Source organism: Coprococcus sp. LG101-27 (assembly GCF_027695515.1).
Lineage (GTDB): Bacteria > Bacillota > Clostridia > Lachnospirales > Lachnospiraceae > Allocoprococcus > Allocoprococcus comes.
Genome location: NZ_JAQEUJ010000005.1, coordinates 99,887 through 111,575, shown reverse-complemented (window position 1 = coordinate 111,575; position 11,689 = coordinate 99,887). Strand labels below are relative to the sequence as shown.

The 11,689-nt window shown below is 43.8% G+C and carries 11 protein-coding genes; 1 reads left to right on the top strand and 10 read right to left on the bottom strand.

The window, feature by feature from the left end; all coding sequences use genetic code 11:
* The first annotated feature begins 31 nt into the window (after positions 1–31).
* Positions 32–1,213 (top strand): MFS transporter, encoded by a 1,182-nt coding sequence (locus PG766_RS06135; RefSeq protein WP_270247090.1) that lies wholly within the window; start codon positions 32–34, stop codon positions 1,211–1,213.
* Between the two features lie 211 nt (positions 1,214–1,424).
* On the opposite strand, the gene PG766_RS06130 is transcribed toward PG766_RS06135, so the two are convergent.
* The 10 genes from PG766_RS06130 to PG766_RS06090 all read right to left on the bottom strand — a co-directional run bounded on the left by PG766_RS06130 (position 1,425) and on the right by PG766_RS06090 (position 11,551).
* Positions 1,425–1,778 (bottom strand): arsenate reductase family protein, encoded by a 354-nt coding sequence (locus PG766_RS06130; RefSeq protein WP_055247510.1) that lies wholly within the window; start codon positions 1,776–1,778, stop codon positions 1,425–1,427.
* Positions 1,779–2,351, bottom strand: a complete 573-nt coding sequence (locus tag PG766_RS06125) for a DUF3841 domain-containing protein (protein ID WP_117834603.1) — start codon at positions 2,349–2,351, stop codon at positions 1,779–1,781.
* Positions 2,327–2,884 carry a DUF3841 domain-containing protein gene (locus PG766_RS06120; protein WP_008373458.1) on the bottom strand — a complete coding sequence of 186 codons (558 nt, stop codon included), beginning with the start codon at positions 2,882–2,884 and terminating at the stop codon, positions 2,327–2,329. The genes PG766_RS06125 and PG766_RS06120 overlap by 25 nt, the downstream gene beginning before the upstream one ends.
* Positions 2,885–3,005: 121 nt before the next feature.
* On the bottom strand, positions 3,006–3,323 hold the full coding sequence (locus PG766_RS16920) for a hypothetical protein (RefSeq protein WP_330378220.1): 318 nt from the start codon (positions 3,321–3,323) through the stop codon (positions 3,006–3,008).
* Positions 3,268–3,867: a hypothetical protein gene (locus tag PG766_RS06115; RefSeq protein ID WP_330428631.1), complete on the bottom strand. Its 600-nt coding sequence runs from the start codon at positions 3,865–3,867 to the stop codon at positions 3,268–3,270. Before PG766_RS06115 ends, PG766_RS16920 begins: the two co-directional genes overlap by 56 nt.
* Complete coding sequence (locus tag PG766_RS06110) at positions 3,857–4,969, bottom strand: iron-containing alcohol dehydrogenase family protein (RefSeq protein ID WP_118199068.1); 1,113 nt, start codon at positions 4,967–4,969, stop codon at positions 3,857–3,859. Before PG766_RS06110 ends, PG766_RS06115 begins: the two co-directional genes overlap by 11 nt.
* 165 nt (positions 4,970–5,134) lie before the next feature.
* Entirely contained in the window at positions 5,135–6,715 is a 1,581-nt protein-coding gene (locus PG766_RS06105) for a glucose-6-phosphate isomerase (RefSeq protein WP_008373449.1), read from the bottom strand.
* A 122-nt stretch (positions 6,716–6,837) separates the two neighbouring features.
* The gene (locus PG766_RS06100) at positions 6,838–8,916 is read right to left on the bottom strand and encodes an efflux RND transporter permease subunit (RefSeq protein WP_118199069.1); all 2,079 of its coding nucleotides are present in this window, start codon (positions 8,914–8,916) and stop codon (positions 6,838–6,840) included.
* Positions 8,917–9,146: 230 nt separating this feature from the next.
* Positions 9,147–10,418, bottom strand: a complete 1,272-nt coding sequence (gene codB / locus PG766_RS06095; RefSeq protein WP_117834600.1) for a cytosine permease — start codon at positions 10,416–10,418, stop codon at positions 9,147–9,149.
* Positions 10,419–10,462: 44 nt separating this feature from the next.
* Positions 10,463–11,551, bottom strand: a complete 1,089-nt coding sequence (locus tag PG766_RS06090) for a hypothetical protein (protein ID WP_044999117.1) — start codon at positions 11,549–11,551, stop codon at positions 10,463–10,465.
* Positions 11,552–11,689 lie beyond the last annotated feature (138 nt).

Here is an 11,689-nt window from a genome sequence, read left to right as displayed (position 1 = left end):
ATAGTACTATTTTGAAAGGAGCTTTTAAGAAATGAAAAAAAACACAAATTGTATGCAGACCATCTACGCTTGTTTTATTGGTTACATCGTTCAGGCTATCGTAAATAATTTTGTTCCTCTTCTTTTTGTCACTTTCCAAAATAATTACCATATTTCACTAGAACGAATTACCTTTTTGATCACACTCAACTTTATCATTCAGCTGTTTGTCGATCTTCTATCCGCATTCTTCATCGACAGGATCGGATACCGCATTTCGATTTTAATTGCGCATATTCTTTCTGCGGCAGGACTGATATTACTCACCGTTCTTCCGGAAGTTTTTTCCTCCCCTTATACCGGACTTGTAATCGCAGTTATCATTTATGCGATCGGCGGTGGACTTCTCGAAGTACTGGTAAGCCCGATCATTGAAGCCTGCCCTACTGATAACAAAGAAAAAGCAATGAGTCTCCTGCATTCCTTTTACTGTTGGGGGCATGTGGGCGTTGTTCTGTTATCAACCGCATTTTTCTGGTTTTTCGGAATATCGCACTGGAAAATCCTCGCACTTATGTGGGCTGTCATCCCAATATTTAACACTTTCCTCTTCAGAAGTGCACCAATCTACTCCCTTCACGAAGAAGGTGAACAGGGACTTTCTCTCAGAGAATTGTGCACATCTAAAATCTTCTGGATGTTAATGCTTATGATGACCTGTGCCGGTGCCAGCGAACAGGCAGTCAGCCAATGGGCATCCACTTTTGCCGAGACAAGCCTGCACATTTCCAAAACACTCGGCGATCTTGCCGGTCCTCTTACCTTTGCAGCCTGCATGGGGGCTTCCCGGCTACTTTACGGGAAATATGGAGACAGGATCCGGCTGGATCTGTTCATGAGAGGAAGCTGCATTCTTTGCATCCTTTCCTATTTATGTATTTCCATCCTTCCATTTCCTGCGCTGAACCTTTTTGGATGTGCGCTTTGCGGATTCTCCGTTGGAATTATGTGGCCGGGACTTTTCAGCACCGCATCCGTCTCTATTCCACGTGGCGGCACAACAATGTTTGCCCTCCTTGCACTTGCCGGAGATCTGGGATGTTCCGGTGGCCCGACGCTTGCAGGTCTGGTATCTTCCTACGCCGGCGGCAGTCTGAAAACCGGAATTTTCGCAGCCATTACTTTTCCGGCCGTCCTGCTCCTTGGTCTAATAAAATCAAAAAAATCTGAATAAAAAATAACGGGTTCCTCTTTTCATTGAGTTACCCGTTATTTTTCTTTTTAGTTTATTGTTTTTTCAAATCGGTCCTCTTCCGGAGCCGTATCCTGTCCAAACCATTTCTTACTCAGTTTCGTAAGTGTTCCGTCTTCTTTCAATTCTTTTTACACATTCTTTACAGGCAGAATAAAAAGATGAGCACCTTTTACAGCACTCATCTTCTCCACTACTTCAACAATTTTTCTTCCCATTCTTTTTCTTTAAACCCGGTCAGTACAAATCCGTCCCCAACTACAAACGGTCTTTTCACCAACATACCATCTGTCGCCAGCAGCTTTATCTGCTCATCTTCCGTCATCGTCGGAAGCTTGTCTTTCAGCTGCATCTGCTTATAAAGCATCCCACTTGTATTAAAAAACTTTTTCAGCGGGACCCCACTCATCGCATGCCATTCCTTCAGCTCTTCATAGGTTGGATTTTCCTCCACGATTGCCCGTTCCTCAAATGCAATCTCATGCGCCTCCAGCCATTTCAGCGCCTTCTGACAGGTGCTGCATTTTCTGTATACCAATACTTTCATCTATCTGATCCACTCCTTTTTTATTCTCCAAAGTCCTGCTTGTACATCCCTTACAAACTCTGTATTTCCATGTACCAATTCTTCATGATACCGTGTCAGACGTTGCCAGCTTTTCAGGATCTGCTGCTTCTGTAACGGATAAAAATTACTCAACACCGCATCCATCTCTTTGATCCCATACATCTCCAGCTGCTCCTGGAACTGCTTCTCATCTTTTTCATCTTCCCCAATATATTTGAGACAGAGAATCTTATTCCAGTCATACATATCAAAAAGCAGAACTTCATCCAATGGTACTTCCAGTGTCAGGAAGTTGCCGCCCATCGACTGATCCACATTATAGGCTTCACGGAATGCCCAGTACGGATACTCCGCACCATCCGGCTTCTTCACATATTTCTCCATCTCACGCACAAACCAGGAATAGGCTGTTGTGAAAATCTTTGCACTCTCCTGATATTTTTTCCGCACATACGCCTCTTTGGAATAGCACACGCCATTCCGCTCAATTGCTTCGATTACCGGGTCTGCCTGTGATGCATATAAGGTTATTGTATTACATTTTTCACCCATTCTCTTCGCACCTCCCAGATGTTTCCATAACATCCATCACTTCCGATCTGGATGTCATCATCAAAAAGCCTCTTCCAGCTCTCCCGGATCTCCCGTTTGATCTCCGGATAGAACTGCGACATATACGCCTGCGTGTCGCTGACTCCATAGGCTTCCAGAAGCTCTTTGTGCCGCTTTTCATCCGCCTTGTCTGCCGGAATATAGGAATAGTTGAGGATCATTCCCCATTTTGTGAAATTCACTCTGGTAATCAGGGATTCTTCGATCTCCAGTTCCAAGATCACTCTTCCTTTTTCCGGAAGCATCGTTGCATCCTGCCTGAAGGATACCCATACCGGAAATTCCACATCCGCCGGTTTATTCCCGTAGTCCGGTCCGTTCTTGACCAGCCATTCATAAGTATCCAGAACCAGCTCCGAATGTTCTTTGAGATCCTTTATGATATACTCTCGCTTTACCGTATATCGTCCGGTCTCCTGAAGAACTTTCCAGACATTTTCATGCTGCTTTGACCACACTGTAATCTTTGCCATTCCATCACCTCACTAATGGTAAAATATAAGTACTCCAAAGATAACTAACCGGCATCACCATACTTACATTTACTATAACACCGATTGGCATCTTTTGTCCTCTTTTCCCTTTATTCTCTCATTACTTCGTATCAAATCTGGTCACTGCCATGTGGATCAGATATGGAATAAGGATTACCGGAATCGCCAGATACGCCAGCACACTATACGCCTTCTGGATCAGTGTCAGAAGCCCGAACTGTGCGATTCCAAAATCTACAACACAGCAGATAAATGCTGCCACAATTTCCTTTGTACCAATTTTACTTTTTTTACCTGTTTCCGTCTCTTTCTTCACTTTATTAAGACCACTGCAGATTCTTTTCACCATTGCAGCCACCATATTAACTGCCGTAGATACCGCTCCAAGAATGATCAAAACAGAAATCAGCGGCATCATAAATCCTTTTCCAACACCGCACTGCACCTGCGATGATATTCGGAATATACACGATCAGAAGACCTGCGATAATGCAGACAGACAGGACAGAAGCCACCTTACGCACCAGGTCTGTTCCAAATACTGCCACAACGAAGATAAATATGCCGATAATCAACGTACACAGCAGATACGGAAGTCCGGTCAGGGTACTTAAGGTCGCTCCGCCTGTCGCAAATGCAACTGCGGGAGCCACGCACATCACACAAATATACAGTACTTCAAACAAATTGGAAAATACCGGCGCAAACTTCCCGTAAAACGCATTGTTATAAGACCGGTAATCATATACCTCATGCTTTCTCGCAAACCGGAGGCAGTACGCGAAAAATACAGCATTATATCCCATTGCCAGAACCGGCATCAGAAGACACCAGATTCCATAACGCACATAATAACTGTAGATCTGCGCACCCGAGGCAAATCCACCTCCGAAATGTGTTGTAAACCAGACAAACGCTACCCCAAGAATCATAGAGGAAGCTGCGGATTTCTTATTCTTCATGGCTCTGATCCTTTCTGACTCTTTCTTTCAGTTTCTGCATTGCATCTTCCAGCATTTCCCGGGTTACCTTATATGGGTAATGTGCTACATCCGACATTTTCGTAATATGTCCCATACTTTCTTTCCATTCATCCTCTGTAATCTCAATTTCTTTCAAGGACACCGGAAGCCCTATCTCGCGATTCAGCTGATATATTTTCTCAAATTCTTCTTCCTGTCCATCTACAAGAAGTGCCAGAAGCACACCAAATCCAACTACTTCCCCGTGCAGATGCCGCTGCTCGATCACCGGATACTTCGTCAGAGCATAAAAAATTGCATGTGCAAGTCCACTGTTATAATCCGGTGTGAAATCTTTTGTAAGGAAAATGGATGCAATTCCGGTTGTCACAACGATCGCCAGAACCACCTGCTCTACATCGTATGTACACAGTCCCTTTTTATGGTCTGCAAATGCCTTCGGTCCATATTCCAGAAGAGGATTCCTGCACATCAGACTGACTGCTACACCAAGTGAGGTAAAATGTTCCAGTCTTTCATCCCTTGATGAGATTGTTGCTTCATAGTATTTTGCATAGGTATCACCAATTCCTGCCCACATATACTGACTCGGTGCTTTTGCTATGATTTCTGTATCGATAAATGCATGCATGACCGGACGCACGAAGAAATTCGGTTTCAGAAATGTACCATCCTCGTTATACATGATCGACACCGATGTACATGCCGAACAGTTGGATGCGATTGTCGGGAAGCTGAACACCGGCTTATCATCTGTAATACACAGACATTTTACCGTATCCAGTGCTTTGCCCCCTCCTACTCCAAATACCATATCTGCTTTCTGATAAACCGACATCCGGCGAAGCTTTTCTACCGTCTGATAGGTACAGTCTTTCCCATAAAGTTCTTTTCCAATAATCTCCAGATTCGTCTGGTCGACCGCCGCTTTGATCTTATCAAAAGCCGCATCAAGTGCCCTTTTTCCGCCGATCACAAGTACCGTTTTTCCATAAGATTCACAGACCGGTCCGATTTTATCGTAAATTGCATCTCCGATGGAATAATTCGGGAGATGCACCTCGTAATTTTCTAATTTCATAGTCTTTCTCTTTTCCTGGTTTTATGTCTTTTTCCTAAAAAACAATCATTCAGCCGGAAATCCTGACAGAATATCCTGGTAGCTTCTCTTGCATATTTTCGTATCCAAAAAGCCGGTCCGAATCCTAAAATTCGCACCGACTCTGGTCTCTTTCATTAATTCTGATTAGATATCTAAAAGATCACTGTATACTTTCAGTGCTCCGTCTGTCTCATGGGCAAGTACACGTTTGGCAAGTACTTTCCCAAGCTGAACACCTTCCTGGTCGAAGCTGTTCACATTCCATACAAATCCCTGGAACATAACCTTATTCTCAAAATGTGCAAGAAGTGCACCGAGTGTCTCTGGTGTCAGTTCTTTACCGATGATAATACTTGACGGACGTCCACCTTCAAAATTCTTGTTGCGGTTCTCGTCTGATTTACCGCATGCAAATGCTACGATCTGTGCAGCTACGTTTGCGCAGAGCTTCTGCTGGCTTGTGCTGTCCTGGATCACAACATCGGTTCCGATCTGGCTGTTCTTGAAGCCGATGAACTGGAGCGGTATGATGTTGGTTCCCTGGTGGAGAAGCTGATAGAAGGAATGCTGTCCGTTTGTTCCTGGTTCTCCGAAGATCACCGGACCTGTCGGGTAATCTACCGGCTCGCCAAAGCGGTTAACTGATTTACCATTGGATTCCATATCCAGCTGCTGCAGATGTGCCGGGAAACGGCTCAGTGCCTGTGAATATGGGAGAACGGCTGTTGCCGGATATCCGAGTACATTACGCTCGTATACACCGATCATCGCATCCAGCATTGCCGGATTCTTCAATAAATCTTCATTCTTGGAAACTTCATCTACCTTTGCTGCTCCTGCAAGGAACTGTGCAAATACTTCCGGTCCAAATGCCAGCGAAAGTACGGCACCACCGACTGCTGAAGTAGATGAGTAACGTCCTCCGATATAATCATCCATGAAGAATGCTGCAAGATAATCATCGCTCTTTGCAAGTGGTGATGTCTCGCTTGTAACAGCGATCATATGCTTGGAAGCATCCAGACCTGCATTCTTCAGGGCATCTTTTACAAATGACTCATTGGTAAGAGTCTCAAGAGTTGTTCCTGACTTTGATACCAGAACAAAAATAGAATGTGCTACATCAATTGAATTCAGTACTGCTGCTGCATCATCCGGGTCAACATTGCTGATGAATTTGGCTTCCATCTTGAATGTGCCGTTCTTCTTAGCCCAGTTCTCAAGTGCAAGATACATTGCGCGAGGACCAAGGTCACTTCCACCGATACCGATCTGTACGACTGTTGTGAATTTCTCACCTGCTGCATTTGTAATCTCGCCGGCATGTACTTTATTGGCAAAATCTGCGATCCTCTGCTGCTGCTTAACATAGAATTCTCGCTTGTCTACTCCGTCAGCTTCTACTTTATCTCCAAGCTGTCCACGGGTGAGCTGATGAAGAACCAGTCTCTTTTCTCCTGTGTTGATCACTTCTCCATTGTAGAGTGCTGCGTACTTTTCTGTCAGCTGCGCTTCTTTTGCAAGCTTTGCAAGTGCTGCAAGTACTTTATCATCTACTGCTTTTGCAGCGTAATTGTAAGTAAGATCCTCTGTCATCGGAACGCTGTAATCCTTAACACGTTCTGCTCCGTTCTCACCGGACATCACTTCTGCAAGATTGACACGTTCTACTTCCGAAAGTTCTTTAAATGATGTAAGTGTATCCAAATTGTTCCAATTAATCATAGTGGATTCCTCCTTATTCCTTTTATGATAGCAGGATTGTATCAGCCCTTTTGATACGCACGGATCTTTTTCTCCGTTCCTTGTATCATATAATAATCCAAGAGAATTATACTATGATGTGGTTATGATTTCAAGTCTGACGGTCGGAAACCTTTGCTCGTCTTTACGATAATCTTGTCAAATACCATGAATAAGGACGGAAGGATCAGCACAACAACCACCATACTGATCAGTGCACCTCTCGCCATCAGGATACACAGTGAACTGATCATATCGATATTGGAATAAAGTCCGACACCGATCGTTGCAGCAAAGAAACTGAGTGCACTGACGATGATCGACTGCGCAGAGAACTTATGCGCTGTTGTGATCGCGTCAAATTTGCCTGCGCCGCGGCTTCTCTCTCTCTGGTATCTGGTAGTCATCAGAATCGCATAATCCACGGTCGCGCCAAGCTGGATCGTACCGATTACGATTGATGCCACAAACGGCAGCTTTGTTCCAGTGTAAAACGGAATACCCATATTCACGAAGATTGCAAATTCGATCACACCGACCAGGATCACCGGAATAGTAACTGATTTGAACAGAAGCAGAATAATCACAAATACAATTCCAATAGACACTGCACTTACACGCTTAAAGTCCGTGTCTGTAATGTTGATTAAATCTTTTGTCAATGGTCCTTCTCCTACCAGCATTGCACCCTTATCATATTTATCCATGATCTTATCAATCTGCTCAATCTGTTTGTTTACTTTATCCGTTGCTACTTTGTACGTAGAATTTACCATCAGCAGCTGGTACTTGTCATTTTTCAGCATACCGGTGACAGATTCCGGGAGCATATCTGCCGGAACACCGGAGCCGACCAGGTTATCCAGTCCAAGTACCCATTTAACACCATCTACTTTTTCAATCTCCTGTGACATCTTCTTGACATCAGAACCTGCAACCGAGCTGTCCACCAGGATCATATGTGTGGTGTTCATATTGTAATCTTCTTTTAATTTCGTGTTCGCAATGACACTCGGAAGATCCTTGGGCAGTGACTCGTCCAAATTGTAATAAACACCCGTGTGGTTGTTTCCGTAAATAGCCGGAAACAGAAGGATCACAAATGCTACTACATAAATCACGTAACGCTTTGTCACCTTATCTGAAATCCTTCCAATATCCGGAAGCAGCGGTTTGTGTTTCGTCTTCTCGATCAGTTTGTCACAGCACAGAATCATGGACGGAAGAACGGTTACACAGACCAGGACTCCAAAGATAACACCTTTTGCCATAACGATACCAATATCTTTTCCAAGCGTAAAGCTCATAAAGCAGAGTGCGATAAATCCGGCAACCGTCGTGACTGAACTTCCGATTACGGATGAAAAGGTCTGGGAAATCGCGTGTGCCATCGCCCGCTCTTTATCCCCGTTATAGCGCACCTGCTGCTCCTGATAGCTGTGCATCAGGAAAATAGAATAGTCCATAGTGACACCAAGCTGTAGTACCGCTGCCAGTGCCTTCGTGATATAAGAAATTTCTCCAAAAAATACATTCGTTCCAAGATTATATACAATTGCGATTCCGATACTCAAAAGGAACAGTACCGGAACAAAAATCGATTCCATCGTAATTGCCAGAACCAGTGCAGAAAGTGCGACTGCGATCAGTACATAAAGCGGTGTTTCCTTTTCGGCAAGCTCTTTGGTGTCCTCTACAATCGCAGACATTCCACTTAAGAAGCACTGCTCTCCGGTAATCTTACGGATCTCGGTAATCGCTTTCATGGTCTCATCGGATGAAGTTCCGTCTTTGAAAAATACCGCCATCATTGTTCCGTCTTCTGTGTTGTACTCATCATACAGCTTTGACGGAAGCATGCTCTGTGGAACCGAAATATCAGCCAGTGAATCATACCAGAGTACATTCTCTACTCCGTCTACCTTCTCTACCTTTTCTTTCAGCTTCACAATCTCTTTATCTTCCATGCCGTCTACCATCAGCATCGAAAATGCCCCGATCCCAAAATCATTCGTCATGATCTCTTGTCCCTGCATTGTCTCAATGTCTTCCGGAAGATAAGTCAGCACATCATAGTTGATCCTGGTGTTCACATACCCCCACACAGCCGGAATCAAAAGGATAATACTGAGTATCAGTATCGGTACTCTGAATTTAACAATCTTTTTGCCAACCTTTACCATACTTTATTCCTCTTTTCTTTTTATTCTTTCTCTCTTAATGACCGCCAGTCATTTATTTTACAAAACCAATATACAACAAAACTGACCATAAGTCAATTTGTTTATTGACTTATGGTCAGTTTTTTTAATAATATTGTTTAGACTGATAACCTTATGCGTAATCCTGCTCCATAATATAACAACGGGCAGACTCTGTCCCCCGAATCTGCCCGTTCATTTACGCTATTCATTTATGCATTTTCTGCCGCTTCTTCACGATTTTTGCAAAGCACCTGTCCAGCCACATAGCAGACCGCTGCAACTGCCATACCATTGATCGAAGCAATTCCCCATGACACAAGATTTGCTACCACTGCACCTGCGATCACACCGATCACAGCAAACCAGTTCACAGTTTTGATTTCTACTTTATCACTGTCGTACTCCTTCTTATTTATAAAGTACGAGAGCACCAGGATAATCCCTACCGGCGGAAGGGTACAGTTCAGTACGTTCAGCCAGTTACAGAAATTGTAATACAGCCATACAGAAAGAAGTGTTCCGATAATTCCTGAAATCAGAACCATCGGTTTCTTCTTCTGCCGGAAAATATTTGCCAGTCCAAGACCTGCTGAATACAGCGCATTGTCATTGGTTGTCCAGATATTGAGTCCCAGAACCAGAATCGCCATATAGAACAGATTCAGACGGATCATAACCTCAAAGATATCATTTCCGCCAACGAAAATATAGGCAATCGCCCCAAAAAAGAACATCAGTGAATTCCCGATAAAGAATGCTACAACCGTTGCAATTGTACCTGATTTGGCATCCTTTGCAAATCTTGCAAAGTTCGGAGTTGCCGTTCCGCCTGATACGAAGGAACCGACTACCATACCTGCTCCACCGATCACGGTCACAGATCCACTGGATACTGCAAACTGGTCAACGATCGTTCCATTTCCCTGCCGAACTGCCATCACCATTGCTACCGTTCCAAGAATCGCAACGAGCGGAACTGCAATATAGCTTACCACCGTAAGGGAATCAATTCCGAAATATGCAGAAGCGGTCATACAGCCTCCTGCAACCAATACCAGAGCCCACATCGCAGCCTTACTTCCACCGAGAAGCTCTCCTGATACCGGGATTGCAAACATCGCAACACCCACACCGAACCATCCGATCTGAGTGAAGCTGATCATTGCAGAAGAAAGATAAGATCCTTTTTCTCCAAACGCTCTTTTTGCCAGAAGATCCATGCTAAGTCCGGTCTTTGCACCTACATATCCCAGAAGTCCTGTATACACACCAAGGATCGCTCCTCCAAGGAGAAGGGACTTGATAAATCCCCAGAAATCAAGTCCTGCTGCCATCTGCTGCCCAACCCACATACTTGCCGAGAAAAATGTAAATCCCAGCATGATCATAAACATGGTCAGGAAACCTTTTCTGCCCTCTTTCGGGACTGCCTGGTCCGCATAGTCAATATCAACAGTTGTATCTTTCGTGTTTTTGCTCATTTTTTACCTCATTCCATTCTCTGTGATCAACAAGTTCATTCTTTTTATAGCATATATTTCTTCAAAGAATCGGTAAATTCGGTAATTCTCTGATCTGCCAGTTCTTTTAATGTAATATTTTTCATACTCTCGATATATCCCTGTTCCTGACGGTACAGCCACTTGGTGTCTGCCGGACGGATCTTCTCATAGTGGTTCTTCTCGATCCAGTCCTCATAACTGATCGGTGTCGGGTATCCAATCTTTTCATCAAGCAGTTCTTTAAAATCGATCTTATCTGCTCTCTCTTTGATTCCTTCCCAGAATTCCAGAACTTCCTCTACATGCTCATGAATCTCATAGCGTCTTGCCCCGCCATCGTAGATGATACATTTTTCAAAAAGCGGACTGCACATGGAAAGTGTCTCTCTTCTGAACTCCGGCGCGATGATTCCGTCCTTCCAGTAGAAGTCCACATCCGGAAGGTTGATTCCTGACACACCTTTATCCTGATAAGTACTGAAAATTCCTTCATAATACACGGTAATGAACCCTTCAAATTCCGGCCAGAACTCACGGATCTCTCTGGTAAGATTCTCAAGAATCTCAATTCCCTTTGTTCCACCAATTGTGAAAATGATAATATTGCGAAGCTTTGCTCCGTTCTTCCTGTAAAAATCTGTCACATAGCGCAGGCAGTGGATCAGAGTCTCCCCACTTGCAATGATATCTCCGATCATCAGTGTGCTGTCCGGAACCATGGTAAGCTTACTATATTTGATTTCAAGCCCTGCAATCTCTTCATCCGCAAATACACGCTCACTGGATAAGAAACTGATATCGTGTACACGGATGTGCTCTCTGTAGCAGCTTTCCTCCAACGGATAGTTCAACGCTCCTCTCAAGATAGAAAGAATATTTGCAGTTGTCACTTTCTTCTGTTCCTTAAAATAGTAAAGCATCTGAGATGTAGAAGGAATCAGGCAGTCATATACCTCATATCCGACGATCTCCGGTGTATTCAGAAGCTTTCTTGTCTCTGCTTCCGATACAACATAATATTCATTTACATAGTTTCCACCGGCCAGTTTATAACAAGCTACACCCTGTTCATTAAATTCCGGCACCAGCTTAACCTGATTCCAATTTTTCATCTGTGATTTTCCCCTTTTCTGTAAGTCCATTTTTCATTGACAATAAACATTCTACAAAATGGTATGATGAAAGTGGGGGAATGTCAAGTGGAAAATGAGTAGTGAAAAATAAGCAGATGTAAAAAATACCCTTTTTGC

Coding starts and splice junctions, on each gene's coding strand:
- PG766_RS06135 (WP_270247090.1), top strand. CDS start 32: ATGAAAAAAAACACAAATTGTATGCAGACCATCTACGCTTGTTTTATT.
- PG766_RS06130 (WP_055247510.1), bottom strand. CDS start 1,778: ATGAAAGTATTGGTATACAGAAAATGCAGCACCTGTCAGAAGGCGCTG.
- PG766_RS06125 (WP_117834603.1), bottom strand. CDS start 2,351: ATGGGTGAAAAATGTAATACAATAACCTTATATGCATCACAGGCAGAC.
- PG766_RS06120 (WP_008373458.1), bottom strand. CDS start 2,884: ATGGCAAAGATTACAGTGTGGTCAAAGCAGCATGAAAATGTCTGGAAA.
- PG766_RS16920 (WP_330378220.1), bottom strand. CDS start 3,323: ATGATGCCGCTGATTTCTGTTTTGATCATTCTTGGAGCGGTATCTACG.
- PG766_RS06115 (WP_330428631.1), bottom strand. CDS start 3,867: ATGAAGAATAAGAAATCCGCAGCTTCCTCTATGATTCTTGGGGTAGCG.
- PG766_RS06110 (WP_118199068.1), bottom strand. CDS start 4,969: ATGAAATTAGAAAATTACGAGGTGCATCTCCCGAATTATTCCATCGGA.
- PG766_RS06105 (WP_008373449.1), bottom strand. CDS start 6,715: ATGATTAATTGGAACAATTTGGATACACTTACATCATTTAAAGAACTT.
- PG766_RS06100 (WP_118199069.1), bottom strand. CDS start 8,916: ATGGTAAAGGTTGGCAAAAAGATTGTTAAATTCAGAGTACCGATACTG.
- codB (WP_117834600.1), bottom strand. CDS start 10,418: ATGAGCAAAAACACGAAAGATACAACTGTTGATATTGACTATGCGGAC.
- PG766_RS06090 (WP_044999117.1), bottom strand. CDS start 11,551: ATGAAAAATTGGAATCAGGTTAAGCTGGTGCCGGAATTTAATGAACAG.